The organism is Alloyangia pacifica, assembly GCF_020524285.1.
GTDB classification, from domain to species: domain Bacteria; phylum Pseudomonadota; class Alphaproteobacteria; order Rhodobacterales; family Rhodobacteraceae; genus Salipiger; species Salipiger pacificus_B.
This window is the reverse complement of sequence record NZ_JAIVKX010000023.1, coordinates 77,877-104,164: the sequence shown is the minus strand read 5'-3', so window position 1 is coordinate 104,164 and position 26,288 is coordinate 77,877. Positions and strand designations below refer to the sequence as shown.

25 protein-coding genes and 3 pseudogenes are annotated in these 26,288 nt (G+C 64.6%); 14 read left to right on the top strand and 14 right to left on the bottom strand.

Going from position 1 to position 26,288, the window contains the following annotated elements:
- Positions 1-428 (top strand): IS5 family transposase (locus tag LC039_RS25080; protein ID WP_226629292.1); only part of this gene is annotated, 428 nt, incomplete at its 5' end.
- A 564-nt stretch (positions 429-992) separates the two neighbouring features.
- Here the strand turns inward: LC039_RS25080 and LC039_RS25075 are convergent.
- Entirely contained in the window at positions 993-2,012 is a 1,020-nt protein-coding gene (locus tag LC039_RS25075; RefSeq protein ID WP_226629291.1) for an IS110 family transposase, read from the bottom strand.
- A gap of 236 nt (positions 2,013-2,248) precedes the next feature.
- On the opposite strand from LC039_RS25075, the gene LC039_RS25070 reads away from it, so the two are divergent.
- On the top strand, positions 2,249-3,199 hold the full coding sequence (locus LC039_RS25070) for an NAD(P)-dependent oxidoreductase (RefSeq protein WP_226629289.1): 951 nt from the start codon (positions 2,249-2,251) through the stop codon (positions 3,197-3,199).
- Positions 3,200-3,245: 46 nt separating this feature from the next.
- Here LC039_RS25070 and LC039_RS25065 read toward each other — a convergent pair whose 3' ends face one another.
- On the bottom strand, positions 3,246-4,316 hold the full coding sequence (locus LC039_RS25065) for a nucleoside hydrolase (protein WP_226629288.1): 1,071 nt from the start codon (positions 4,314-4,316) through the stop codon (positions 3,246-3,248).
- A gap of 37 nt (positions 4,317-4,353) precedes the next feature.
- Here LC039_RS25065 and LC039_RS25060 point away from each other — a divergent pair, with 37 nt between their 5' ends.
- The 6 genes from LC039_RS25060 to LC039_RS25035 all read left to right on the top strand — a co-directional run bounded on the left by LC039_RS25060 (position 4,354) and on the right by LC039_RS25035 (position 9,866).
- Positions 4,354-5,328 carry an isopenicillin N synthase family dioxygenase gene (locus LC039_RS25060; RefSeq protein ID WP_226629286.1) on the top strand — a complete coding sequence of 325 codons (975 nt, stop codon included), beginning with the start codon at positions 4,354-4,356 and terminating at the stop codon, positions 5,326-5,328.
- 44 nt (positions 5,329-5,372) lie between these two features.
- Positions 5,373-6,419 carry an ABC transporter substrate-binding protein gene (locus LC039_RS25055; protein ID WP_226629285.1) on the top strand — a complete coding sequence of 349 codons (1,047 nt, stop codon included), beginning with the start codon at positions 5,373-5,375 and terminating at the stop codon, positions 6,417-6,419.
- Between the two features lie 70 nt (positions 6,420-6,489).
- Positions 6,490-7,572: an ABC transporter ATP-binding protein gene (locus LC039_RS25050; RefSeq protein WP_226629283.1), complete on the top strand. Its 1,083-nt coding sequence runs from the start codon at positions 6,490-6,492 to the stop codon at positions 7,570-7,572.
- Positions 7,569-8,411, top strand: coding sequence for an ABC transporter permease (locus tag LC039_RS25045; RefSeq protein ID WP_226629282.1), 843 nt, complete (start codon positions 7,569-7,571; stop codon positions 8,409-8,411). Before LC039_RS25050 ends, LC039_RS25045 begins: the two co-directional genes overlap by 4 nt.
- A gap of 1 nt (position 8,412) precedes the next feature.
- Positions 8,413-9,189, top strand: coding sequence for an ABC transporter permease (locus LC039_RS25040; RefSeq protein ID WP_226629280.1), 777 nt, complete (start codon positions 8,413-8,415; stop codon positions 9,187-9,189).
- A 23-nt stretch (positions 9,190-9,212) separates the two neighbouring features.
- A complete protein-coding gene (locus LC039_RS25035) occupies positions 9,213-9,866 on the top strand; it encodes a GntR family transcriptional regulator (protein ID WP_226629278.1) in 654 nt (217 codons plus the stop codon).
- Between the two features lie 227 nt (positions 9,867-10,093).
- Here LC039_RS25035 and LC039_RS25030 read toward each other — a convergent pair whose 3' ends face one another.
- Positions 10,094-11,086, bottom strand: coding sequence for an IS30 family transposase (locus LC039_RS25030; protein ID WP_226629276.1), 993 nt, complete (start codon positions 11,084-11,086; stop codon positions 10,094-10,096).
- A 115-nt stretch (positions 11,087-11,201) separates the two neighbouring features.
- Between LC039_RS25030 and LC039_RS25025 the strand changes: the two are divergent.
- A pseudogene (locus tag LC039_RS25025) lies at positions 11,202-11,351 on the top strand (integrase core domain-containing protein); the annotation flags it as partial.
- 127 nt (positions 11,352-11,478) lie between these two features.
- On the opposite strand, the gene LC039_RS25020 reads toward LC039_RS25025, so the two are convergent.
- From LC039_RS25020 to LC039_RS24980, 9 genes are all read right to left on the bottom strand, one after another.
- Positions 11,479-12,642 carry a fumarylacetoacetate hydrolase family protein gene (locus LC039_RS25020; RefSeq protein WP_226629275.1) on the bottom strand — a complete coding sequence of 388 codons (1,164 nt, stop codon included), beginning with the start codon at positions 12,640-12,642 and terminating at the stop codon, positions 11,479-11,481.
- A gap of 1 nt (position 12,643) precedes the next feature.
- The gene (locus LC039_RS25015; protein ID WP_226629269.1) at positions 12,644-14,191 is read right to left on the bottom strand and encodes a sugar ABC transporter ATP-binding protein; all 1,548 of its coding nucleotides are present in this window, start codon (positions 14,189-14,191) and stop codon (positions 12,644-12,646) included.
- Positions 14,188-15,153, bottom strand: a complete 966-nt coding sequence (locus tag LC039_RS25010; protein ID WP_226629268.1) for a sugar ABC transporter substrate-binding protein — start codon at positions 15,151-15,153, stop codon at positions 14,188-14,190. The genes LC039_RS25015 and LC039_RS25010 overlap by 4 nt, the downstream gene beginning before the upstream one ends.
- Before the next feature lie 90 nt (positions 15,154-15,243).
- On the bottom strand, positions 15,244-16,191 hold the full coding sequence (locus LC039_RS25005) for an ABC transporter permease (protein WP_226629266.1): 948 nt from the start codon (positions 16,189-16,191) through the stop codon (positions 15,244-15,246).
- Positions 16,192-16,199: 8 nt separating this feature from the next.
- Positions 16,200-16,967: an enoyl-CoA hydratase/isomerase family protein gene (locus LC039_RS25000; RefSeq protein ID WP_226629264.1), complete on the bottom strand. Its 768-nt coding sequence runs from the start codon at positions 16,965-16,967 to the stop codon at positions 16,200-16,202.
- Entirely contained in the window at positions 16,964-18,097 is a 1,134-nt protein-coding gene (locus LC039_RS24995; protein WP_226629262.1) for an extracellular solute-binding protein, read from the bottom strand. The genes LC039_RS25000 and LC039_RS24995 overlap by 4 nt, the downstream gene beginning before the upstream one ends.
- The gene (locus tag LC039_RS24990; RefSeq protein WP_226629260.1) at positions 18,094-19,287 is read right to left on the bottom strand and encodes a CaiB/BaiF CoA transferase family protein; all 1,194 of its coding nucleotides are present in this window, start codon (positions 19,285-19,287) and stop codon (positions 18,094-18,096) included. Before LC039_RS24990 ends, LC039_RS24995 begins: the two co-directional genes overlap by 4 nt.
- A gap of 5 nt (positions 19,288-19,292) precedes the next feature.
- Positions 19,293-20,051, bottom strand: coding sequence for an SDR family NAD(P)-dependent oxidoreductase (locus LC039_RS24985; protein ID WP_226629258.1), 759 nt, complete (start codon positions 20,049-20,051; stop codon positions 19,293-19,295).
- Positions 20,048-21,202, bottom strand: a complete 1,155-nt coding sequence (locus LC039_RS24980; RefSeq protein ID WP_226629256.1) for an aldose 1-epimerase family protein — start codon at positions 21,200-21,202, stop codon at positions 20,048-20,050. Before LC039_RS24980 ends, LC039_RS24985 begins: the two co-directional genes overlap by 4 nt.
- A gap of 260 nt (positions 21,203-21,462) precedes the next feature.
- On the opposite strand from LC039_RS24980, the gene LC039_RS24975 reads away from it, so the two are divergent.
- Positions 21,463-22,470 (top strand): LacI family DNA-binding transcriptional regulator, encoded by a 1,008-nt coding sequence (locus LC039_RS24975; RefSeq protein WP_226629254.1) that lies wholly within the window; start codon positions 21,463-21,465, stop codon positions 22,468-22,470.
- A 464-nt stretch (positions 22,471-22,934) separates the two neighbouring features.
- Positions 22,935-23,063 (top strand): annotated as a pseudogene (locus LC039_RS24970) (IS110 family transposase); the annotation flags it as partial.
- A gap of 100 nt (positions 23,064-23,163) precedes the next feature.
- On the opposite strand, the gene LC039_RS24965 reads toward LC039_RS24970, so the two are convergent.
- Positions 23,164-23,751 carry a PfkB family carbohydrate kinase gene (locus LC039_RS24965; RefSeq protein ID WP_226629252.1) on the bottom strand — a complete coding sequence of 196 codons (588 nt, stop codon included), beginning with the start codon at positions 23,749-23,751 and terminating at the stop codon, positions 23,164-23,166.
- Between LC039_RS24965 and LC039_RS24960 the strand changes: the two are divergent.
- Positions 23,751-23,900 (top strand): annotated as a pseudogene (locus LC039_RS24960) (5-aminolevulinate synthase); the annotation flags it as partial. The gene LC039_RS24965 and the pseudogene LC039_RS24960 sit on opposite strands and share 1 nt — an antisense overlap.
- A 42-nt stretch (positions 23,901-23,942) precedes the next feature.
- Positions 23,943-24,086 (top strand): DUF983 domain-containing protein, encoded by a 144-nt coding sequence (locus tag LC039_RS24955; protein WP_413463860.1) that lies wholly within the window; start codon positions 23,943-23,945, stop codon positions 24,084-24,086.
- Between the two features lie 10 nt (positions 24,087-24,096).
- On the opposite strand, the gene LC039_RS24950 is transcribed toward LC039_RS24955, so the two are convergent.
- Positions 24,097-25,464, bottom strand: coding sequence for a PLP-dependent aminotransferase family protein (locus LC039_RS24950; RefSeq protein WP_226629251.1), 1,368 nt, complete (start codon positions 25,462-25,464; stop codon positions 24,097-24,099).
- A gap of 268 nt (positions 25,465-25,732) precedes the next feature.
- Between LC039_RS24950 and LC039_RS24945 the strand changes: the two genes are divergently transcribed.
- Entirely contained in the window at positions 25,733-26,215 is a 483-nt protein-coding gene (locus tag LC039_RS24945) for an MSMEG_0572/Sll0783 family nitrogen starvation response protein (RefSeq protein WP_066108978.1), read from the top strand.
- Positions 26,216-26,288: the final 73 nt, after the last annotated feature.

Genomic DNA, 26,288 nt, shown 5'->3' with positions numbered 1-26,288 from the left:
GGGGGGGCGGTCGCCTGATCGGACGGACCAAGGGTGGTATGAACACCAAGCTGCACGCCATCGCCGATGCCGAGGGACGGCCGCTGCGGCTTTTCATGACCGCGGGCCAGGTCAGTGACTACACCGGCGCAAGGGCCCTGCTGAGCAGCCTGCCAAAAGCACAATGGCTCCTTGGCGACCGTGGCAATTATGCAGACTGGTTCAGAGAAGGGCTGAAAGACAAGGGATTGAGGGTTTGCATCCCGGGCCGGAAAGGTCGAAAGACCACGGTTCGATATGATCGCCGCCGCTACAAGCGGCGCAACCGCATCGAGATCATGTTCGGCAGGCTCAAGGACTGGCGCCGCGTCGCAACCCGCTACGACCGATGCCCGAAGGTTTTCCTCTCAGCCATTGCCCTAGCCGCAACCGTCATCTTCTGGCTCTGAAAATAAATGAGTCTGGAGCCTAACGCGGCAAGGCACTCGGTATCATGATTTGTGTGATGCAGGCGGCTTCCCGGCCAACTCAATGGCGCTTATGCGAATCTGAATTCGGAGCAGGATCAGGGGGCGTCTCATTGCCACGTACCAAGGGCCAATACCCAGCGCAGAAGTTGAGTGACTTCGATTTCGCCTTACGCCGCATGACGTTACTGCTCGTCGTGAAGCTTGCGCAGGGAGGCGCTGTGCAGGTCTCCGCAGCGATGCCGCTGAGTGCTTTCATGCGTGACGACGTGTAGGCTACCAACGTGTATGGACGCTCCTAGCTGAGCAAGAGTCTTCTGAAACTAGGTCTGGACGGAGCGGTCGAGTTCCTACATGTATCCGGCCTCAAGTTGCGGCTTTCTACGCCGCGGGCCCTCATGGCAATTTCGTGGGCAGGTCCAAATCGGCGGATCGCGCTCGATGGCGCTCCGTTGACAACTGGTTTTCCCGCCCCGTTACTGTTCCGCTTTCCCATGATCTCCTGTCAGAACTTCCGCTCGGCCAGAACCGGCGAGGTCTACGACCTCATGCCGGAACTCTGTAGGATCCGCCCCGCGAAATAAGCGCCCATGCGACCCGGGCCATCTTATTTGCCAATGCGACGGCCACGAGCATCCTCGGCTTGCGGCTCAGCATCTGAGCCAGCCAGGAACCGGGTTTCGGGCCCCCAGTTCGGCCGGCCGCCTGAATGACGGCCATCGCCCCAATGATCAGTAGGCGTCGAATGTCCTTCTGTCCCATCTTCGAGGTCTTGCCCAATCGCGTTTTCCCACCTGTCGAATGCTGTCGCGGGGTCAGCCCTACCCATGCCGCAAAATCCCTACCCTTGCGGAACATGTCAGTGGGTGGTGCCAGAGTGGCTAAGGTCATGGCGGTGATCGGACCAATTCCCGGGACCGCGCTCAGACGCTGCGCCGTCTCATTGGCCTGAACCTCTCGGCGGATTCGGAGTGTCAGGTCATCGATGTGGGCTGTCAGTTTCTGGAACTCATCAGTCAGGAGCTTGCAGAGCGACACGACGACAGCAGGCAAGTGCGCCTCCTGCTCGGCGACGGCATCTTGTAGCCGCCGCAGGTTCTGCGTCCCTTGCGGCACGACGAGGCCGTGTTCCGCCGGATGACCGCGCAAGGCGTTAATGGTTTGCGTCCGTTGCCCCGTGAGCAGTTCCCGGGTCTTCAGCAACATTGCCTGAGCCTGCTGGTCCGCGCTCTTCACGGCCACGAAACGCATTGAAGGGCGAGACGCTGCCTCGGCGATCGCTTCGGCATCGGCAGCATCGTTTTTCTGTCGTTTCACATACGGCTTGACGTATCTCGGAGCGATCAGCCGAACCTCGTGGCCGAGTGCGGAGATTGCCCGCTCCCAATAATGCGCGCCCGAGCAGGCCTCCATCGCGATAACACAAGACGGCAGACGTGACAGGAACTCGAGAACTCGAGCTCGGGGTAGGGCTTTCCTGAATATTGCGGCCCCGTCGAATCCGGCCTCATGCAACTGAAACGTATTCTTGGCAATGTCGATGCCGATGATGCTAACCTCTTCCACGGACGTCTCCTCCTTTTGGTTTGATGACACTCACCACTTTGGCACATCGTGATGCCGTGAGGGGGCGTCCAAGCCATCAGCGGAGCAAAAACCATCCACGCGGCGGCGCGCGTCGCGGTTTTCGACGGGTGCGGGGCTTGGCATTTGCCGGATGGCCGAGCATCAAGGCGCTCAAGGCGCTCAAGGCGCTCAAGGCGCTCAAGGCAAGAGAAGGCAAGAGAAGGCAAGGATAGGCCATGACGACGCCAATCAAGGGCGTGTTCCTGAGTGAGACACTGGACCTTAACGCCATGTATGGCCGGCACATTTTGGCGCAGGCGCAGGATGTGGTCTGCCAGGGGCCCGAGATGGTCACCGATCCGCTGGAGGTGCGCTATGCGCTCTGCTGGAAGCCAGCGCCTGGGGCATTCGATGCCTATCCGAACCTCGAGCTTGCCATGTCGATCGGTGCCGGGGTGGATGCACTGCTCGCGCATCCAGGCCTGCGCCCGGAGATCAGTGTCGCCCGAGTCCGTGACCCGGAACAGGCCGAGCTCATGGCCGGCTTCGCGGCGCATGAGGTGCTGCATCACGAACGGGCGTTTGGCGTCATGGAAGACGCGGCGGCCCGGTGCGACTGGATCCCGGTCGAGGTTCGGCGCCCAAGCTCTGCGAGCGTCGCGATCCTTGGTTACGGCACGATGGGGCAGGCGATCGCGCGGGTGCAGTCGACCCTGGGCTACCGGGTCCGGGTCGCCTCGCGCGCGCCGCAGCGAGCGCCGCTCGAGCGGGTGACCTACTACTCGGGACCGGAGGCGGTGAACGATGCGGCGGAAGGAGCGAAGTACCTGATCAACGTGCTGCCGCTGACCGAGGCGACGGAGAATGTCCTCTGTTCGGGGCTCTTCGAAAGGTTGAGCCTGGGGGGCTATCTCGTGCAGATCGGCCGCGGCGAGCACCTCGTGGACGCGGACCTGCTCGACGCACTCGACGGTGGGCATCTTGCCGGGGCTTCCCTGGACGTCTTCCGGCAGGAACCCCTGCCGCGGGACCATGCGTACTGGCGGCATCCTAAGATCAGGGTCAGCCCGCATGTGGCGAGCTACTCGTCGCCCGAGGTCGTCGCGGCCCAGCTGATCGAGGCCGCCCGCGCCCTGGCGCGCGGCCAGCGGTCGGAGTTCGTGGTCGACCGGGCCCGCGGCTACTGAGCAGCGGGGGGCAGGGAGGGCCACGAGGCCCTTCCGCAGGCAGCTGCTACGCGGCGAGGGTGGCGAGCGCCGCTTCCATCCGGCGATAGACCTCCGCGGGGTCCGTGCAGCTGTTCAGCCACAGGCAATTGTCCGGGCGGCCGGTCTGGCGCAGCCAGTCGACCACCGTCATACCGGTGGTCAGCTCTCCCGCGCACTCGACATTGACGGGGCAGAGCTTGCCCTCGAAGAGCTCCGGCCAAAGCAGCGCGGCCACGGCAACCGCGTCGTGCAGCGGCCGCGAAGCGGTGCCATACTTCTTGTTTCCATAAATCTCGAAGAACTCCATCATCCCCGCGCAGGCCTTCATGACTTGGCTGTCATGAGCGGCGAGCTGGTGCGACCATTGCACCGGCGAGGGCGTGGCATGGGTGCAGTCGAGTGGCACGGCGGTTACCGGGACGCCCGAATTGAGCACGATTCGCGCTGCCTCGGGGTCGACGAGGATATTGTATTCGGCAGCGGGGGTCATGTTCCCGCCTTCGAAGAAGCCACCGCCCATGAAGATGATGCGCGCGATGTTACGCTTGATGTCGGGCGCGACGGTGAGCGCGAGCGCGATGTTGGTCTGCGGGCCAAGCACGATCAGCGTCACGGGTGTGGGGTGGGCCCGCAGCGTCCGCACGAGGAAGTCGATTGCGCCTTCCGCCTCCGGACCGCGCCGGGCGTCCGCCCAATCCCAGCCGTCGATACCGGTGTCGCCGTGGATCTCGGGGACCGGGCGCGGCTGGCGCATCAGCGGGCGGTCGGCGCCGGCATGCACGGGCAGGTCAGCGTGCCCGGCAAGCTCGACGATGCGGCGGGCGTTGTCGGTGGTCTGCGCGAGCCCCATGTTCCCGGCGACCGTGGTCAGGCCGAGCACCTGAAGCGCGGGCGAGGCGAGGGCGAGGAGAATCGCGAAGGCGTCGTCCTGGCCTGGGTCGGTATCGATGATTACGGGCGTCGCCTTCACTTGGGTTACCTCTTCGTCTTCCGCCTCAGCACGGACGGGTGAAATTTGCCTAATTTTGTGGCCATCCGATAGTTGCGCGCGAAAGTCATCATTAAAAGCTCGCGCTGCCTCGACCGTCTCGAACACAGTATTCTGTATACAATAGACACGAAGGAATACGGCTATGAAAGGTGATTTCGACAACATTCCCGTTGTTGACCTCGGTGGTCTCGCAGAAGGGGCGTCGGAAGCGGCACGCGCCGAAACCGTCGCGGCGCTGAAGGACGCGCTCGAGACCTCGGGCTTCGCCTATCTGGCGGGCCACGGCGTCTCGGAGGATCTGGTGGAGCGCATGCGCGGGATGAATGCCGCCTTCCACGATCTTCCGCTCGAAGAGAAGATGGCGCTCAAGATCAACGGCTTCCATCGCGGTTACATGCCGATGTCGACCTCCACCATCGTGACCTCCTCGGTGGCGAAGGTGACGAAGCCGAACCGCTCGGAAAGCCTGATGATCATGCATGAGGTTCCCGCGGATGCCGCCTATGTGGGCGAGCCGCTGCAGGGGCCGAACCAGTTCCCGTCGCAGCTTTCGGGTGTCGAGGAGACCGCACTCGAGTACATGGCCGAGATGACCAAGCTCGGGGAGCGGATCGCCGGCGCCCTAGCCGAGGCGCTGGGTCTCGAGCGCGACTGGTTCGCGAAGCACTTCATCGACCCCACCCTGTTCCTGCGCCTGCTGCACTACCCCGAGCAGCCCGACGAGGAAGAGCTCTTCGGCTCTGCGCCGCACACCGACTACGGCTTCGTCACCCTGCTCAAGCAGGACGACGTCGGCGGCCTCGAGGTGCGCAACAAGCGCGGCGACTGGATCCCCGCGCCGCCGATCGAGGGCACCTTCGTGATGAACGTCGGCGACATCCTCGCCAAGTGGTCGAACGGCCGTTTCGTCTCGACGCCGCACCGCGTGCGCAATCTGACCGGTCGCGAGCGCTACTCTCAGCCGTTCTTCTACGATCCCTCGATGAGCGCGCTGGTCGAATGCCCGGCGGAGATGCTTGAAAAGGGCGAGACGGCGCAGATGGAGCCGGTGCTCTACGGAGATTATCTGCTCGAGCGGCTCAACAAGAACTACGACTACCGCAAGAAAGCCTCCTGACCCATCCAGGCATCGAAGAGACCCAGACAACAGGGAGTTCAAAAATGACAGACATCAACAGGCGCCGCATGCTGCAGGCGCTGGTCGCCATCGGTGGCGCGTCCGTTCTCAATGTCCCGGGCGTGTACGCCCAGGCCGAGAAGCTCGTCATCACCACCTACGGCGGCTCGTGGGAGAAGTTCTGGAAGGAAATTTTCCTGCCCGCCTTCACCGACGAGACCGGGATCGACCCGCAGCTCGATATCGGACTCGGCAGCGTCTACACGACGAACATGCGCGCCTCCGGGGTCGAGAACCCGCCCTACGGCTGTCTCATGACCAATGAGATCTATGCGACGGTGCTGCGCGAAGAGGGCTATTTCGAGAAGCTCGATCTCGAGCAGTTGCCGAACTACGCCGATCTCTACCCGGTCGCGACCGAGGCCTCCGAGGGCTATGCAGCCGTCGGTCTGATCTCGCCGATCGGCATCGGCTACCGCACCGACATGATCCAGACCCCGCCCAAGTCCTGGAAGGATCTCTGGGAGATGCCTGAGCTGCAGGGACGGCTGGGCCTTTACAACATCAAGAACAGCGCCGGGAAGATGTTCCTGATGCTGGCGTCGAAGCTCTACGGCTCGGGCATCACCGACCTCGAGACCGGCTTTGCCAAGCTCGCGGAACTGGGGCCGGTCTACCAAACCGACTTCAACATGAGCACCGGCCTCGCCACCGGCGAGATCGCCGTCGCGCCCTTCGACTTCGGCGAGATCGCGCGACTGCGCAACCAGGGCCTGCCGGTCGATTGCATCATTCCCGAAGAGGGGCTGATGATGTGGGACCAGACCTTCAATATCTGCACCAATACCCCGGCGCGCGAGCAGGCCTACCAGTACCTGAACTTCGTCTTGAGCCCGGCCGGGCAGGAACTGCTGATGCGGGAGTTCTTCGTCTCCCCGGTCAACAGGAATGTGGAGGTTCCCGCCGAGCTGCAGAAGGATGTTCCCGTCTCCGGCGAGGCCATGGAGCAGTTCATCAAATGGGACTGGGAACTGATGAATTCCAACGCCGAGGAGATCTCGCGTCGCTGGAACGAAATCTTCGGGGCCTGAGCCCCCAGTCACAGCCAAGGGTCGCCCCGGTTTTCCGGGGCGGCCTCTCAGTCAAGGAACGACCGATACGATGACCGAAGTCTCCATCCTCTCTCTGGTGAAGTCCTACGGTAAGGCGGAAGCCCTGAAGGGCATCTCTCTCAATATCGACCACGGCGAGTTCGTGTCGCTGCTCGGCCCGTCGGGCTGCGGCAAGTCGACGACGCTCAAGTGCATTGCCGGGTTCGAGGAGATCACCGACGGCAAGATCCTGTTCGACAACAAGGACATCTCGCGAAAATTGCCGGAGGATCGCGACATCGGCATGGTGTTCCAGTCCTACGCCCTTTTCCCACACATGACGGTGGCGCAGAATCTGGCCTTCGGCCTCGAGATGCGCCGCGTGCCGCGCGCGGAGATCAAGCAGAGGGTCGCGCGGGCGATGGACATGGTGCAGCTCACGAAATACGCCGACCGCTACCCCAAAATGCTTTCGGGCGGCCAGCAGCAGCGCGTCGCGCTTGGCCGCGCGCTGGTGATCGAGCCCGCGATCCTGCTGCTCGACGAACCGCTCGCCAACCTAGATGCCAAACTGCGAGATGAGATGCGCGGCTTCATCCGCGACCTGCAGAAGCGGGTTGGCATCACCACCATCTACGTCACCCATGATCAGGACGAGGCGATGACCATGTCCGACCGCGTCGTGGTGATGTTCAACGGCGCCATCGCGCAGGCGGCGCGGCCCGAGGACGTCTACAACCACCCGGCCACCGAGGAGGTGGCGAAATTCGTCGGCAATGCGAACATCCTCGAGCTGCCGGTCGCCGCGCAGGGGGCAGAGGGCACCTTGCTGACCCTTCCTGGTGGCGGCACGCTCAACCTGCCGGGCACTGCCTCGGGGCAGGCGGGAAGCTTGATGCGGCTGATGGCCCGCCCCGAGCAGATCGCGCTCGTGGATCCCTCCGGGGCACAGCTCGGAGGGCGCATCGCCAAGCGCTACTTCAGCGGTGGCCATATCGAGTATCACGTCGACACCGACTGCGGTCCGCTGCTGGTGCTGGGCCCGACGAGCCAGACCGTGGCCGAAGGGCAGGCGGTCGGGCTGAGTTTCGACGCGCAGCGACTCTGGCCGATGCAGGGTGGGGTGGGTACCGCCTCTGGGGTGGCGGCATGAGGAAGCTGCGCAGCGCGGTTCTGATCCTGCCGGCGGCGGCGATCATCTTTCTCTTCGTGGTCCTGCCCTATGTCATCGTTCTGGTGATGAGCTTCCGTACGCCCGGTGCCGGGGGCGCGCCCTACGGTGAAGGCTTCGGCCTGAAGGGTTACACTCAGTTCTTCTCGGAGGGCTACTATGCTATGTCGCTGCCGCAAACGATGCTGCTCGGTATGGTGACGACGCTGGCTTGCCTTGCGTTGGCCTATCCCGTCGCGTTGCACATCGCCACCGCGTCACGGCGCTGGCGCGCCATCCTCTACGGCATCGTGCTGTCGCCGCTGCTCGTCGGGATCGTCGTGCGCAGCTACGGCTGGACGATCCTTCTGGGCAATTCGGGCGTCATTAACGCGACGCTGATCCAGATGGGGCTCATCCAACGGCCGCTGCCACTGATGTACAACAATTTCGGCGTGGTGCTGGCGCTGGCGCACGTGTTCCTCCCCTTCATGGTGCTGCCACTCTTGTCGGCGCTGCAAGCCATGGACCCGGCGGTGGCGCAGGCCGCCCGTTCGCTTGGGGCACGCCGCTTCACCATCTTCCGGCGGGTGACCTTCCCGGTCTCGATGCCCGGTGTGCAGGCGGGCTGCATTTTGGTCTTCGTGCTGGCGATCTCGTCCTACGTTACGCCGGCGCTGGTCGGCGGCATGCGGGTGAAGACCACGACCCTGCTGGTGGTGGATGCGCTGATCGACCAGTTCCAATGGCCCTTCGGTTCGGCCATGGCGCTGACCCTGGCCGCGGCGGCGGGGCTGGTGGTTTTCGTCTTCGCGCGGCTCACCCGGATGGAGTGGAAGTAACATGCAGATTGTCACCCCTTTGCTTACCCTGGTACGGGTCAGCGTCTATATCTTCCTGATCGCGCCGATCGCTGTGGTGGTACTGGCTTCGTTCAACGCCGGCAACTTCCTGACATTCCCGCCGCAGGGCCTAAGCCTGCGCTGGTTCTGGACCTTCCTGCAGAACGACGTCTTCATCGACGCCATCCTCTACTCGGCGGTTCTCGCTGCCTGTGCCACGGCGGTCTCGCTGGTGGTGGGCACGATGGCGGCGCTCTACTTCGTGCGCCACGCGCGGCGCGAGGCGGAACTGGTGCGCATCGGCGTGCTGCTGCCACTGATCCTGCCCGAGATCCTGACCGCCATCGCGCTGCTCTTCTTTTTCTACGAGATCGGCATCGGCACCGAGCACAAGATCGCGCTGTTCACCGGACACGTGCTGATGACGCTGCCCTTCGTGTTCCTCAATGCGGTGACCTCGCTGCAGTCGCGTGACGATGCTGCGGAGCTTGCGGCGCGCACGCTGGGGGCCAGCCGATACACCGCCTTCCGCCGCATCACCCTGCCGCTGATCGCGCCCGGCGTGGCCACGGGCTCAGTTTTTGCCTTCATCATCAGCTTCGACACCTTCGGTATCTCCTTCATTCTGAAAGGCTCGGGCTCCGCGCCCTTGCCGATCCAGCTCTATGACTACCTGCGGTTCAACTTCACGCCGGAAGCTGCTGCCGTCTCGACTGTTTCGATCATCATGACCGTGTTACTGCTCGGGCTGGCAGATCTCGTGTTTGGTAAGAAATGACGGCGATGCAGAGGGGGGAGCAGATGCTGGTTATGCGGCCGATCGGGCTCGAATTGGCGGATCGCCTTGAGGATGCGATCATCCGCGAGGCTTATGCCCCCGGCGAGAAGCTTCGCGAGCTCGAGCTTTGCGCGGTGTTCGGCGTGTCCCGCTCGCCGCTCAGGGAGGCGCTCCAGATCCTCGAGAACCGTGGCCTCGTCGAGCGTCGCCCGCGTTTCGGCGCGCGGGTGACGGACATGTCGGTCGAAGTGCTGGACGAGATCTCGGCCTGCCGCATCCCGCTCGAAGGCACCTGCAGCCGGCTGCTTGCCAGCAGGCCGGACCACGTCGGGATCGCCGATGCGCTCGATGCCGAGTTGAGCGCGATGCAGCAGGCACATGTCAGCGGCGATCGCGAGGCTGCTTTCGACGCCAACGTTCGGATGACCGCGCTGCTGCACGAGAACTGCGGCAACAGCGTGCTCGCGAAATTGCTGGCTCAGCTCGACAAGCCGGCGCTGCGCTACCGCCACCGGGCCTACCGCATCGCGACGGGCCTCGTCGGTGACATGATCGAGAGCAACCGGGCGATGATTAGCGAGATCCGCAAAGGGCAGGCAGAAGGCGCCGAGAGGGTTACCAAGGCTCTGGTCGAAAGCGCTTGGCAGACGACCAGGGAATTGTTTCTCGCTGGCTAGCTGGTGGGGTGTCCGTCATCAAATAGTTTGGGAATCGGAACGCGATAATGGCCTGCAAACCGCGCCCTTGGCGGCTTTATTCGTTAGATAAAAGTTTGTTTTATAACGATATTTGCGGATTATGGCAGCGCGCACCAGGTCGTGATCCTGATGCAGGCGCGGAAACACTAAGGACCTCCGAGGGCACGTCGGGTATGAGAGCTCAAGGGTCGTTGCGACAGGCTCCGCTATCTCAGTTTCGCCATTTCCTCTCTGAAGGCTTCTGCCGGGGTTCTCCAGCCGAGGCATTTTCGCGGTGTCGCATTCAATCTCTCACTGATCTGCTTCATCTGGGGTCTCGAAAGCGAAGCGATTGGGGTGTCGCGGGGTAGCACCCGGCGGGCGCGTCCGTTTAGGTTCTCCACCGAGCCTTTTTGCCAAGGCGCCTGCGGATCGCAAAACCAAGCGGTTGTCCCAATGCCGGCATCGAGCTTTCTCCAGTCGCGAAACTCGAAGCCGCGGTCGAAGGTGATCGACTTGCGCGCAGCCTGGGGCAGCGGGGTCATCACACTAATCAAGCTGTTCATGAAGTGCTTGGAACTGCGATTGTTGTTGCGGAACAAGACCGCGAAGCGGGTCTTTCTCTCGACCAGCGTTGCGACGTTCATCGAGCCTTGTGCGCGCTCGAAGATCATCAGATCACCTTCCCATTCACCAAATGTTTCCCGTGCTTTAACGTATTCTGGTCGCTGATGGATCGAGCGTTCGGGAGGAAAGACCTGGTTGCGGGATCGCCGTGCATACCGGGGCCTGCGTTTCTGGCGCCGCCTCGGCAAATGTCGCGCCAACTCTTCGGAACGACCCTCGGGGCCGTAGACCCAGGCATAGATGGTTTCATGGCTGACGTGGGTCTCGTGACCCTCAAAGGCAAGACGCCCCGCAACTTGCTCCGGAGACCAACCTTCCTTCAACCGGTCGATCACGGCCTCGCGCAAGGCAGGAAGCCTGATGAGCTTGCGTCGCCTTGCGCGACGCGCGGTCGCTGATTTTTGCGCCACGACATCATAGTAGCCGTTCAGCTCCGGAAGCTCGTTAGCGACAAAACCATTGCGCTTGATCTCTCGGTAGACGCTGGATCTGTGACGGCCGAGTTCATCGGCAATCCTACTGACTGGCAGCTTTGCGTTCAGCATGTCTTCGATACTGCGCCGTTCACGAAGGTCGAACTCTGTGTGCGCCATCATCCGTTCTCCTTACTTTCCGGCAAGATAGGGGAATTGTCGCAAGGAGTTTAGAATGTGCCTCACCATTTGCTCTATCGCGTGTAAGGATAATTATGTAAATTGGCGTTGTGTCGAGGTCTTCTACTCGTTGAGGGAGGCGCAAATCCTCATCGAAAGATGGCGAAAACACTACAACATGGACCGGCCGCATAGTGCCCTAGGATATCGGGCGCCGGCGCCCGAGGTCTTCATTCCAGTAGATCGAAGGCCGCCGATGCATTAGCATTTAACCCGGACCACCCGATGGGGTCAGCTCACATGTGCCGTACCATGCGCGGGATCCGAGTGGAACCACTCGGCGGTAGCGACCCATTCACCGGCGATCAGATGCTGGCCATGTGGCGTGAAAGTCATTGGTTCCCCTCCTTTTGGAAAAGCCCGCGAGCCGCGAGATTCCGCATCAGCGCCCCGGCGCCGAATGTCCACTCCGGACAGCGGCTGGCATAGTTCACTCGGTTCACCAGCGCCCCGAGCCGGCCGTTGGTGATCGTCACCCTGTCCCCGATCTTGTGGGTGAACCCCTCGCCCGGCGAGTCGCGATCCTCCGTCGGCGCAAAGAGCGTGCCCAGGAACAGCACGAAACCGTCGGGATACTGGTGATGTGCCCCGCAGGCCTGACGCACCAGATCCTCCGGATCCCGGCTGATCTCGGACATGGAGGAATGCCCCTCGAGCACGAAACCGTCCTGCCCGGCCACATGCAGGTCGACCTTCATCTCACGCACGTCATCGAGGCCAAAGCCCGCATCGAACAGCCGGAACATCGGCCCGATCGCGCAGGAGGCATTGTTGTCCTTCGCCTTGCCGAGCAGAAGTGCCGAGCGCCCTTCCACGTCGCGCAGGTTCACATCATTGCCCAGCGTCGCGCCCAGGATCCGCCCGGCGCTGCTCACCAGCAGCACGACCTCGGGCTCGGGGTTGTTCCACTGCGATATCTCGAGAATCCCGACCTCCGCCCCGGTGCCCACGGCCGACATCGGCTGCCCCTTGGTAAAGACCTCGGCATCCGGCCCGATCCCCACCTCGAGGTACTGGCTCCACAGCCCCTCCGCCAGAAGGGCCTCCTTGACCCGCGCCGCCGCTTCCGAACCGGCCTCAATATTGCGCAGGCTGTCCCCGATGATGGTTCCGATCCGCGCGCGGATCGCCTGGGCCCGCGACGGATCGCCCGCGGCCTGCTCCTCGATGACGCGTTCCACCATGGAGCTGGCGAAAGTCACGCCACAGGCCTTCAGCGCCTGCAGGTCGGTCGGGGCCAGCAGGTGCAGGGCCCCCGGGTCGGCCGGATCAGCTGCCAGCACATCCTCCATGGCCCCCAGGTCACGACCTTCGGCAGAGGCCACATACCCGCAGGGATCCGCCATTTCGCAGATGTCGCGCACCGTCGCGGCGCCCGGCGCCGTGATGTCGATCAGGCGCCCCGCGCGGCAGGTCACCACCGCCGGCCCCGCCACCTCGGGCCGCCAGGCCCGTCCCAGCCAGATCCCCTGCGGGTCCAATTCCACCTGCGTCATGTCATGCCTCCTTCTCGTGTTCACTGAAGGCGAGCCGCAGGATATGCGCCTCGTCCATCTCCTCGCGCGACAGCACCCCGGCAAGGCACCCTTTCGACAGGATCCCGACGCGGTCGCAGAGCGCCAGGATCTCGGGCAGCTCCGAAGAGGCAACAACCACCGTCAGCCCCTCGTCGGCGGCTGCGCGCACGATGTCGTAGAGCTCCGCCTTGGCCCCGACGTCCACGCCGTGCGTCGGCTCGTCCAGCAGCAGCAGCGTCGGCTCCGTCAGCAGCGTCCGCGCAAAGATCACCTTCTGCTGGTTGCCGCCGGACAGCGTGGTGATCGCGCGCTGGTCGTTCTCCATGCGCACGCGCAGCGCCTGCAGCTTGGCCCCCACGGCGCTCGCCTCCCGGCTGGCCGAAACCACGCCCTGACTGGCAACGCTGCGCAGCGACGAGACGGAGGCGTTCCGCCGCACGGAATGCTGCGGCAGGATACCCGCCGTCTTGCGCCCCTCGGGCACCAGCGCGATACCGCGCCCCAGGGCCTGCGCCGGGGATTTCGGCGCCAGCGGCTCACCGTTCAGCCGCATCTCGCCGGCCCCGATCCGGCGCGCGCCGCAGATGGCTTCGAGCAGCTCGGTACGCCCCGCCCCGACCAGGCCGAACAGCCCGTAGATCTCGCCCCGGCGCACCGTCAGGCTGATGTTGTCGAGCAGATGCGGTACGCTCAGCCCGGTCAGTTCCAGCGCGACATCGGCAGAGCTGACGGTGCGGGCCGGGTGGTCGAAAATCGCGGCCTTGCCCGTCATGTCCGAGATGATCTGTTCCTTGGAGGTCTCCGCCGGCAGCCTGTCGGAAACGACGGCGCCATTGCGCAGAACCAGCAGGCGGTCGCAGATCGACATCGCCTCTTCCAGCCGGTGGGTGATGAAGATGATGGCCGTGCCCTCGGCCCGGGCGCGCCGGACGAAGGTCAGGAAACCCTCCACCTCGTGCGGCGTCAGCGAGGAGGTCGGTTCATCGAGGATCAGCAGCTTCGGCTTGCGTGCCGCCGCCCGCGCGATCTCCACCAGCTGCTGCTCGCCCGCGCGCAGCGATCCCGCAGGCGCATCGGGGTCGATCCCGGTGGCCCCCACGGCCTCCAGCATCCCCCGCGCCCCGTCGCGCATCGCGCGGCGGTCCAGCAGGCCTGTGCCCCTGCGCTTCATCCGTCCGAGGAACAGGTTCTCGGCCACGCTCAGCGCCCCTACGACCGAGAGTTCCTGGTGAACGAAGGCGATGCCCTTCTGGATGCCCTCCGCGATCGAGGCGAACTGAACCGCACGGCCGTTGAAGATCAGCTCGCCCGCATCGGGCTGCAGGGCGCCGGCCACGATGTTCATCATCGTCGACTTGCCCGCGCCGTTCTCGCCCAGAAGGCCGATCACCTCGCCCGGCGCCACCGAGAGAGAGACGCCTTCCAGCACCCGCACTGGCCCGAAACTCTTGCCGATGCCATCTAGGTGCAGCATCGGGGCAGCGGCGCTGCTGCCCCGGGCTTCCGAATATGCGGCACCGCCGGTCATTCGCTGACCTCCTCCGGCGTGATCAGGTTGCCCTTGGCCTCGATCACCGAGGGCACCTCGGTCCCGGCCACCAGGTGGTTGAACAGCATCACCGTGCTGTCGAAGGCCTGCTGGAAGGGCGCCTGGTCGAGCAGGCCGACCATCTCGCCCGAGGCCAGGTAGGCCATGTTGTCCGGCGTGTGGTCGAAACCGACGACACCGACCTTGCCCGTCAGGCCGAGGTCCTTCACGGCCTTGGCCGCGCCAAAGGGGCCGCCTGCCGTGACATAGACCATCTTCAGGTCGGGATTGGCCGTGTACATGTCCTGCACCAGGGAATAGGCGCTCTCGGCCTTGTCGCGGTTTTCGAACCGGCCGATGACCTCGATGTCGGGGGCATTCGCCTTCAGGTAATCTAGCGCGCCGTTCATGCGCATCTGATGTTGCGTGGCCCCGAAGTATCCGGTGATCACGCCCAGCTTCCCTTCACCGCCCATCTTGTCGGCAATGAACTCGCCGATCTGGGCCCCGGCCGCCGTCGCGTCCTGCCCCATGAACGACAGCCGCTTGGAGGGCACGGAGCCTTCCGCGATGATCGAGAAGACCGGCACGCCATCGTCGGTGGCCTCGTTGATGATCCGCGCCGTGCCGTCGAAGATCGGCACCACGACGATCCCGTCGTATTGCTGCGCCAGCGCGGCCTCGATGCCCGAGACAACCGCCTCCGCCGAAAGCTCGTCGCCCAGGTCGACGTAATCCACCGTGCCGCCAAAGCCCGAGAGATACTCCTTGGCGGCCATCGCGCCTTCGGTCACCGGGATCCAGAACGGGTTGTTCTGGAAGGACAGGAAGGCGATGCGCACATCGTCCTCTGCCTTCTGCTCGGCGGCCACGTCGCCGCCCTTGGGCAGGTCCTGCGCCATGGCGGCGCCGGTCCAGAGTGTGGCAGCGGTCAGCGCCGCTGCGAGTGTTGTGAGTTTCATGTCGGTTCCTCCCTTTGAAACATCCGCGATGTGTCGTTCTCCGCCGCGGGTCGCGGGCCTCCGCCCGGATCCGCAACACCGGTCTTGTCTTCAGTCCTCGGCCTCGTCCCCCCGTCTCAGGCCGTCGATCCCCACCGCAAGGATGATGATCAGGCCCTTGGTGACGACCTGCCAGTAGGCCGAGATGCCCAGCAGGACGAAGGCGTTGTTCAGCAGTGCCATCAGCATCGCGCCGATGAAGACCCCGATGATCGACCCGCGCCCGCCGCTCAGGGCGGTGCCGCCCAGGATCACCGCCGCGATCACGTCGAGCTCGTAGCCCATCCCGAGGTTCGGGTCCGCGCTCGCCAGGTTCCCCGCCAGGATGATCCCGCCCAGCCCGGCCAGCAGGCCGCAGAAGCCGAAGACGAACATCCGGATGCGCACCGTGTCGATGCCGGCCAGTCGCGCCGCCTTGGGGTTGTCGCCCACGGCAAAGATCTCCCGCCCGGTCACCGACCGCGTGGCAAAGACGTGCACCAGCGCGGACAGCACCACCATCAGGATGACCGAGACCGGGATGTCGAAAATCCGCCCGGCGCCCAGCACCTCGGCCCAGCCGGCGAAGGTCACGGGAATCCCGCCGGTCATCAGCAGGGCGATCCCGCGGGCAATCGACAGCATGCCCAGGGTTGCGATGAAGGGGTTGATGCGGAACCGCGTGACCATCAGGCCGTTCAGCACCCCGGCGGCGAGGCCAGTCGCAAGGCCCGCCGACAGCGCCAGGATGTCGGAGCCGGTGAACTGCAGCGTAAGCGCCGCGCAGACCGCCGAAAGGCCGATCACCGAGCCGACCGACAGGTCGATGCCCCGCGCGATGATCACCAGCGCCTGCCCCAAGGCCACGATGGCCACGACGGCACCCTGCCGCCCGACGTTCATCAGGTTGCGCTGCGACAGGAAATACTCGTTGGCGAAACTCAGGTAGACCGCCACGGCAATCAGCATCAGGAAGATCGAGAACTCGCGGTGACGCGCCAGCGTCTTGAGATGTGTCATCATGGCAGTCACCGCTTCACGAAGTCGGGCATGCGCCGTTCGGCAAAGGCCGCGCGTCCCTCGTTCGCGTCCTGCGTCGCAAAGCAGATGGTCTGCAGATCGCGTTCGTAGGCCACCGCCTGTTCCAGCGGCATGTTGAAGGCCGCGTGCAGGTTGGCCTTGGCCGTCTCGGCCGCGATCGGTGCGCGGGCGGCGATCTGCCCGGCGATCTCGCGGGCCCGGGCGTCCAGGCCCTCCGGCTCGGTCACGTCGCTCACCAGCCCCCAGGCCTGCGCCTGCTGCGCCGTGACCGGCTCGCCCGTCATCACCATCATCGCGGCATTCGACGGCCCGATGGAGCGTGCCAGATGCGCGGTCATCCCGCCGCCGCCGATCCAGCCGAGCTTGATCTCCGGTGCGCCCAGACGGGCATTGGCTGAGGCGATCCGGATATCGCAGGACATCGCCATTTCCAGCCCGCCACCGAAGGCATAGCCGTTGATGGCCGCGATGGATGGCTTTTGCAGCGCCCGCAGGATGTCGCAGTACTCGGTCCGGTTCCGGAACGCCCATGGCGTCGCATAGCTGTCGAGCAGCGCAATGTCCGATCCCGCGCAAAAGGCCTTGCCGGTCCCCGTCAGGATGACCACACGGATCGCATCCTCGCGGTTGCAGCGCGCCACCGCCTCTTCGAGCATGAGCGCCATTTCGGGCGTCATCGCGTTCAGTTTTTCCGGCCTGTTGTACGTGATCACGGCCAGCGGCCCGCTCACGTCCAGCGTCAGGTGCTGGCTCATGTCTTTTCCTCCGTTTTCTCCCCGGGCGCCCCCGCCTCCTGCGACCTGGCGAACAGCTCCGCCAGCTTTCGCGCCAGACGCGCCTCGGACATCCCTGCCGCAAATCCCTCCCTCAGGACGGCAGAGGCCTCTGTCTGAAAGGCGATGTAGCCGTCATGGCGCGGGCGTATCGAGGCCGCTTCCAGGGTATCCTTCGTATTGTGATAGAAGCCACCGACCGGCGCATTCACCCGGTCGCTGTTCCACGCCCCCCGCGCAGAGGGCTGCCCCTCGTGCGCAGGAATGAAGCCCGATTGCGTCTCCGGGTCCATCAGCCAGAGCAGGTGATCACGCAGCGCGTCGGTGACGGTGCAATGTTTCGACACCGCGATGCCGGTCCCGCCCAGGATCGACCCCGGCGCCCCCGCGCCGAACCGGGGGGCATCGTGGAAATCTATGGGATGCGCCCGCGCCCGCTCGGCATAGTTCACGTAGCCGTAGACCAGCGGGCAGAGCGCCAGCCCGTCATGCCCGCTCATGTAGTCCAACAGGCCGATCGGGTTCAGCGCCAGGGTTTCCGGGGGCGTCAGCCGGGTCAGCTCTGCCAGCAGCGTCAGGGCCTCCTCCGCCGTGGCGTCGGGCACCCAGCGGTCACCTTCGCGCAGGTCCATTTCAGGTTGCAGCGCCTGCGCCACCGACAGGAACGACAGGAAGGCATGCGGCCCCGCAAGCGACAGGCCCACCCGCCCGTCCTGGCGCGCCAGCTCCCTGACCTCCTGCCAGCTCGCGGGCACCGTCCCGATCAGATCCGGTCGCAGCGCCATGACCTGCGTCGCGGCATCCAGCGGCAGTGCCCAGAGGCGTCCCGCCATCTCGTAGCTCTCCAGGCTGCGCCCGATGGCATTGCCCGTGATCGCAGCCAGCGTCCCGGCGTCGAAAACCTCGTCCAGCGGCTTCAGGCAGCCTGCGTTTAGCGCCTCGCCCAGATGCGGGTGATCCAGCACCACCAGATCATAGGCTGCGCAGTTCTCGGCAATCGGCGCGCTCTCGAACCCTTCCAGCGGCTGAACGTCCCAGGTCACCGGCCCATTGGCCGCCTGGAGCGCCGCCCGGCCGCGCGGATGATCCCATGTCAGTCCGCGAAAGCTCATGCTGGCATCACCTTGATGGCGCCGGTCTCCTCCATGGCGGCAATCTCCGCCTCGGAGAAGCCCGCGGCCTGCAGGACCTCCAGCGAATGTTCGCCCACCCGCGGCGCGCCAAAGCGCAGCTCGCTCGGGGTGCGCGAGAACTTGATCGGGAAGCCCGGCGTCTTCACCCGGCCCTCGGTGGGATGGTCGTATTCGATGAAGGTGCCGTTGTGGGCAATCTGCGGATCCGCCACCAGATCGGCATAGCCATAGACCGGCGAGACCCAGATGCCCTCCGCCTCCAGCCGCGCGATGGCCTCTTCCGTGGTGAATTTCGCCACCGCCTCGCGGGTCAGGGCGAAGACCGCATCGCGATCCTCCCAGCCTGCGGTCTCCTCGTTCAACCCCTCGAAGCGCGGCTCCTCCAGCGCCCGCGCCATCCCCGCGAAATGCGGCATGGCCAGCGCGAGGTAGCCGTCGCGGGTGGCAAAGGTGCCATAGGGCGAGCGGATGTAGACATGGGCATGCGGCTCCGCACTGCGTTCCTGCGGCTTGCCGCCCACCGTATAGACCGACAGTTCCTGCATCTGGAGGGTGGTGATCGCGTCCAGCATGTTCACCTCCACCTTCTGCCCCTCGCCGCTGCGTTCGCGGTGCAGCAGGGCGGCCAGCGCGCCTTCGAAGGCAGTATAGGCGGTGACCGCATCCACCAGGTACTGCCCGGCGGCCTGCGGCGGTTCTCCGGCGCGGCCCGTCGACATCATCGCCCCCGACATCGCCTGCAACAGCAGGTCCTGCCCCGGACGGCGAGCATAGGGGCCGTCCTCTCCGAACCCGCTCATCGAGACGTAGACCAGCTTCGGATTGATCGCGCTCAGGCTTTCGTAGTCGACGCCCAGCCGACCGGCGACGCCGGCGCGATAGTTCTGAATGAAGACATCCGCCTTCTCCACCAGCCGACGCACGATGCGCCGCCCTTCCTCGGATTTCAGATCGACCGCAAGCGAGCGCTTGTTGCGGTTCAGCGACAGGAAACTCACGTTGATCTCGTTGCCCGTGATCCCGCCCGCCGGGGCGTGGCGCTGCCACTCTCCGGCCACCGGCTCGATCTTGATGACATCCGCGCCCAGGTCCCCCAGCCGCTGCGCCGCAAAGGGCCCCGCCATCGCGATGGAGCAATCGAGCACCGTATATCCGCTCAGAATACCCATTCTTCCTACTCCATGATCCAGCCGCCATTGACGGCGAGCGATTGTCCCGTGATGAAGCCCGCCGCATCCGAGGCGAGAAATCTGATTGTCGCGGCGATATCCGCCGGCGTGCCCCGCCGTTTCACCGCCTGCCGGTCCAGGACCATGGCGTTGTAGCCCTCCGGGTCCGGGTGGATCTTCTCGGCATCCGTCGGAAATGCCCCCGGCGCGATGGCATTGACGGTCACGCCCCACTTGCCGAACTCCCGCGCCCAGGCCCGGGTCAGGCCCAGCAGGGCGCCCTTGGACTGCACGTAGGGGGTCAGGTTCTCCCACTGGCCCGACAGGGTGATCGAGGTCACGTTCAGGATCCGGCCCCAGCCCTGCGCCCGCATGCCCGGCAGGGCCGCGCGAGTGCAGGCAATGGCAGCCTCCACGTTGACGCCGTGCACGGCCGTCAGTTCGGCATCGGTGAAGTCCTCGAAGGGCTTCGACGGATAGAGGGCCGCGTTGTTGATCACCACGTCGGCGGCTCGCTCCGCCACGATCCCCTCCAGGCAGGCCCAAAGCGCGGCCCGGTCCAGCAGATCGACCTCATGCAGGCAAAGCTGGTCCCGCAGCCCCCCGGGCACCTGCGCCTGCAGCGCCGAAAGCTTGGCCCGGTCGCGGTCCAGCACATGCACCTCGATCCCTTCGGCCAGCAGCTCCAGCGTCGCGCCGGTGCCCAGGCCCCCTGCCCCGCCGGTATAGATCGCGCGGCGCCCGTTCAGTCCGGTCGCGCTCATCCCGCCGCTCCCAGGGCCACGAAATCTCCGCTCGGCGCCGGGTAGTCCTGCTCCGGCTGCGCCGCGATGGCCCGGATCCGCGCCTCGGCACCGGCCACCGCCGCCGCGTCGGGCAGGATGGTGAATGTGGTGTCGTACCGGCGCTCGTCTCCGTGGTGCAGCCAGATCATCTCGTCCCGGTCGCGCGCCGCCTGATTGCCCAGCACGTGGTGGGTCGAGGGTTCGATCCCCATGGCGTACTGACCCTTCTGCAGGTTCTGCCACTCGTACTGGCAGGGGAACTGGTCCTTGCGCGTGGTCACCATGATCCCCAGCCCCAGCCGGTCGTTGACCAGCGCCACCGGCACCAGGCCCGCGTCATCCGCCGCCATCTCGTGCTGCCAGACCTGCTCGTGGAAATCGTCCTGCGGCGCGGGAAAAACGCGATAGCCCACGCCCTGCGCCTCGTAGCTCTCCGCATGGGCCGCCCAGACCACGTCGCGCACCGGCGCGAGATAGCGCGCGCCCTCCTCCAGCAGCGGATGCCCGACGTTGATGTGATAGCAATACATGTGCGGGGTCCGGTAAAAGCCCCGGCTGACCACCCGGTCGCTCAGGCGGATCTCGTCCGTCCCGGCCCGGACCTCGATCCGCCGGTGCAGCTCCAGATGCTCGCCAAAGACCGCCGCCTGGGTCACGACACCCTCGGCCCAGAGGGTCAGCTCGTCGCCCTCCCAGTGCTCGCCATAGCCCGTCAGCCGCGCCGGGATCGTGCCGATCCGCCCATGCAGCGAATGCGACGCCGTGGCGCGCGGCCCGTAGACATAGGAAGAGGTCTCGGTCTCGGCCATGAACAGGATATGATCCAGGCCACAGGTCACCATCATGCCCGAGAAGCTGCGCATCCAGCCCAGGCCGCCCTCGCCCTCGTAGTCGTGCAGCGCCGGGCTGCGAAAGCCCGCCGGGCTGTGCCATCCGATCGCCTGCCCCCGATACTCGCAATCGGCGATGTCCATGGCGCGATCGACGAGCACGGTAAACCGCAGCCCCGTGCCCGAGCGAAACTCGAGCATCCGCATGCCGCGTTCAATCCCGTCGCCAAGTTCCATCAGCCGCACGCCAGCCGCATGGCCGGACCGTCCGCTGTGCGACTCGACCTCGGCACGCGTCATGCTTTTTCCGTAAAGCTGGACCATTTTTCCTCCCTCTGCCCGCCACCATTCGAGGTGGCCGGTCGCTGCGTGACTGTCACGAAGAGGTGCCATGCCTTTCACCCCCGCCCAATCCTCATATCACATCAAAGTACATCAAAATGCCTCATGGCGCCGAAAATCGGCCTGCGCGGCGCGAATTTATTTGTAATGAGGTCCAAAATGATTTGTTTTGATTTCACCCGCAGAGCCACGATCATCAATTTCATTCACGAGTCGCCATGAAGAGCACCATCAAGGAAATCGCGGATCGGGCCGGTGTCTCTTCGGCCACGGTGGACAGGGTGCTCAACGACCGCCCCGGCGTGCGCAATCGGACCCGTGACAGGGTGCTTCAGGCGGCCCAGGCCGTGGGCTACTTCGGCGATCACCTGCAGGACCGGGGCAGCGCGAACCGCCTGCTGTTCATCCTGCCCGAGGGCGACAACAGCTTCATGCAGTCGCTTCGGCGCTTCCTGCTGATCGAGGCGCAGGAGCGCGACGACGTCACCATCGAGATCCGCACCGTGCCGTCACACCCGCCTGCGGGCTATATAGCCGCCCTACGGCAAGCCGCCGGCGCCTATGACGGCCTCGGCATCGTCGGGCCGGATCACCCGGAAATCCGCGAAGAATTGAACCAGCTGGCCGCCACCGGCATAAAGGTCTCGACCCTGGTCTCCGACATCCCCGCCGTCACCAAGATCGGCTATGTCGGAGTCGACAACCGTGCCGCCGGGCGCTTGGCAGGCCTGTTGATGGGGCGTTTCCTGCCCGAGGGCCTGCCCGGCAAGGTTTTGATGTTCATCGGCTCGCAGTCCTATCGGGGCCACGAAGAACGCGAGATGGGCTTTCGGTCGATCCTCGCCGGTGATTTCCCCCACCTGCAGGTCTCCGATTTCGTGGTCATCCAAGATGATCGCGAAACGGCCTATCGCTCCGCCTTCGAGCTGCTCAAGCGCGGCGATATTGTCGGGATCTACAATATCGGTGCCGGCAACCAGGGCATTGCCCAGGCGATCAAGGAGCACAGCGCCGCCCGCGACGTGGTCTTCATCGCCCACGACCTGACGGATGCCACCCGCACGCTGCTGCTCGACCGCACGATCGATGCCATCGTCGATCAGAACCCGCGCGTCGAGGCACGCGAAGTCATCCGCAACCTCGTCGCAGCGGTCAAGGGCCGGATGGAGCCGGAATATCCGCCGCGCCTGCAAGTGATCTTCCGGGAGAACATCCCCGTCGCCTGATCCCTGCCGCCCACTCTCGCGAAGTCTGGCATCCGGCAGCCTCGGCGATGCGGCGAACCCCGACACGCGCACCCTCATAGGCCGGGTTGGCGCCATTCTTGGTGATGCAGACGATATGCCTCGCCACGTTCTTCTTTCCTATCGTAAGCTTGGCGCGCAGGTCTCGCGGCCTTCACGAAAGGGTGGCGCCAGTCGGTCTCATTTAGGAAAACAATATAACAATAGGACCATAAGCAGCGACGATAGCCCTGAGGTGCTGCACAGAGCACCCGTCACGCAGCGGACAATGTCGACACAAAATGAATTTGAATACACGATTGAAGCAGTAGACATGCCCTCAGGAGCCCCCTAGGGACGTCGGGCTGAGGCAGAACGCGCAAGGCCGGTGTGGCGAAAGCACATTGGGCGGCGCGAGGCGCCTTTTGGGAAGAAGCGGTCAAGGGGCGGCCAGAATCATGTGTGCAGCGCGTATGCTGGCCCGAAAGCCACGCATGCTGGTGGCTATCGCGCTGGCCAACAAGATGGCATACATGCTCTGGGCCATGCTCGTGCGAGAAGAGGACTACCGAGACCCGACCGGCGCGGTCTGCTGACCGCGCCGGTGCGGAACGTCGGCGATGTGAGGAGAGCCAAGACCCGTATGGGCAAATAATCGAACAGATCTGGGTCGGAAAAAACCAGCGGCGTGTTGCTTCAGCGCGAAGACTTAGGCCGCGACACATGCTGAGCGGCAGCAAGATTTGCATTGGCTGCCGCGGCTTCGATGCCCTTGGCATGGGCAAGGCTGGCGATTATCGTTCCAATGAAGCAATCGCCTGCGCCATGTGTGCTGACAAGAACTACGTTGTGACCGGGCTCCGCGTAGTCAGTACCCCCGCCTGCTACCGCGACACCGTCGCCCCTTGCAGTCACCACGACGCGAGAGAAACGCTCGGCTAGTGCCCGAGCTGCGTCGCGGCCGTTTTCCAGAGAGGTCACCGGTATGCCGCAGAGAGCTTCAGCCTCTCCTGCGTTGACAAGAAGAATGTCGATGGCAGAGACAAGCTCGTCTGAGAGCCCCCGAGTTGGCGCTGCGTTAAGAACAACCTCAATTCCTCTTTCGCGCGCCGACTTTGCCGCAGCGAAGTTCAAAGCCTCCGGAACTTCGTTCTGCAAGACCAGATGCGTCGCACCCTGCCAAAGCGCTTCTTCCGCAAAAACCCGTTGGTCGATCTTCAAATTCGCGCCCGACACGATGACTGCGCCATAGTCGCCGCCAGCATCCATGATCGCGACACTCATTTCCGACAGCGCGTTGGCACGGCCCTGAGGGACAGTCCAAGCCGGTGACTGTGTGGTGCAGCAATGACTATCTCGGCATGGGCCAGCATCCCGACGTTTTGTCCGCGATGCACGAAGCGCTGGACCTGTCGGAAGCGGGGTCAGGGGGCATCCTGGTCGTGGGGCATCTTGTCGGCTTCGCTCTGCCTGTCATGTCTGAATGGATGAGAGATGACCCGGCCCTGCTTGCCCTGAGCGTAGGCTCACTCGCGATCGCTTTGTCCTTGCTCCTGCTTCCGCGGGCCAAAGGTGGCTTCGTCGCCTTTCAATGGGCCAAATCCCTCCACGGCTTCTAAGCGTACGGCATCATCCCATGAAGGCGTTGGGGGCGAGCGTGTTGCCAAGGAAGTAGAGGTTCTCACGCAGCGCCTCGCGGGTCACTGACCCGCCGAGGCTGACCCGCAGTTTCTCTCCCGGCTCGCCGGCGACGGTGAAAGCGTCCGAGGGCATGACTCCAAGCTGCCGCCCGGCCATGCGCGCGACGATATCGGCGCGGCCCGCGCCCTTGGGCAGGGTCAGCCAGATATTGAAGGCATTCTCGGCGGCGGTGAACTCCGTCCCTTCCAGCGCCTCGCGCGCGATGGCCTGCCGCGCGGCGCTTTCGGCGCGGATAAAGCGGCGGATGCCGTCGGCGGTGCCATCCTCGATCCACTGCGTGGTCAGCGCCATCGACAGCGGCGAGGGCATCACCGACAGCGCCCGGATCGCCTGCGCCAGCCGGAAGGCGCAGCGCGGCGACGGCGCGATGGTAAAGGCCAGCCGTAGCCCCGCCCCGATGCATTTCGCCAGCCCGCCAATGTGCCACGTCAGGTCGGGCGCCGAGAGCGCGATGGGCGCTGGGGACTTGGCGGGGATGAAGCCATAGGCGTCATCCTCGATCAGCGTCAGCCCCTCGGACCGCAGCACCTCGGCCAGCGCCAGCCGCCGCTCGACCGGGGTGGTCAGCGTAGTGGGGTTCTGCAGCGTCGGATTGAGGTAAAGCGCCTTGGGCCGATGCTCGGCGATGGCGGCGCTCAATGCCTCGGGCGTCACGCCCTGCGCGTCCATATCCAGCCCGACCAGCGTCACGCCGAAGCGCGCCGCGATATTGCGGATGCCGGGATAGGTGACACGCTCGCAAAGCACCGTGTCGCCGGGCTTGGTGATGATCGACAGGATCGCCGCCATGGTGGCATGAGCGCCCGGCGTCACCGCGATGCGCTCCAACGAGGGCACCATGCCCCGCATGCTCAGCCAGCTCGAGGCGGCGGTACGGTCACGCTCAGATCCAATGGGCGATTGGTAGCGCAGAAGGTCGATGAGATTGGCCGAGACATAGTCGAGCCCGCCCTTCATACGCCCCACGAGGTCCGGGTCCGTGGGTTCAGGCGGCATGTTCATCGACAGATCCTCGGCGCGCTTGCGCTCGGGGTCAGCGGCGGGCGCGGCGGCGCGCTCGGCCACGAAGGTGCCGCGGCCCACATGGCTGTCGACCAGACCGCGCGCCTGCGCCTCGGCATAGGCGCGCGAGACGGTGGTGAAGTCGATGCCGAGACTGGCGGCGAGCCGCCGCTGCGGCGGCAGCCGGTCGCCACTGCCCAAGAGCCCCTGCTCGATATCGCGGGCGATCGCATCGGCGATGGCAAGGTAGCGCGGCTTGCCGCTGTCGGTCAGCTGGGGAGACCAGTCAATCATCTTCATCAACTCCTGTTCGACCCAGCCTTAGCGGATCGATTCTCGGAATTGAAGGGCAATTGTATGCATCACCGCAAAGCCTGAGCTTTGCTCGCCACGGTTTCAGACAGACATTGCCTGCCGAACCAGCGAAAGCTCAAAACTTCGTCTAAAGATTACGCGGAATGCATGTTTATTGTCGTTATTATTGTATGCACATTGAACTGCTCATTGATTGAATCATTTTCCACCCAGCATCCTGTCTCCACGCAGCGACAAGGAGGGCAAGATGCCTCAGGTTACCAAAGAAGCACACAAGGACGGAGACTTTTTCGTCAACTATGAAGAAAAGGTCTTCGAAGATGTGAAGGCCGACGAAGGCGAGAAGGCGCTTGTGACCTTCCATACCGTCGCCTTCGAAGGCTCGATCGGCCTCGTCAACATTCTCAATGCAATCCGCCTCAATCGCAAAGGCTATGAGACGTCGATCCTGCTCTACGGCCCCGGCGTGACCCTTGGCATCCAGCGCGGTTTCCCGACGCTCGGCGACGAGGCCTTCCCCGGCCACCAGAACTTCGCGGTGAACCTCAACAAGTTCATGGGCGAAGGCGGCAAGGTCTACGCCTGCCGCTTCGCGCTGCAGGCGCTCTACGGCCACGGCGAGCCCTCGCTGCTGCCCGGCATCACCCCCATCGCACCGCAGGACGTGCTCGACTGCATCCTGCTGCACAAGAAAGCCAACGCGGTGATCCTCGACACCTGGACCGTGTGATCCCTCTTGTCCGGGGGCATGCATCCGCCCCCGGACGCCGGGCCGCCTGCTCCCCGGCCCGGCCCCTTTTTCC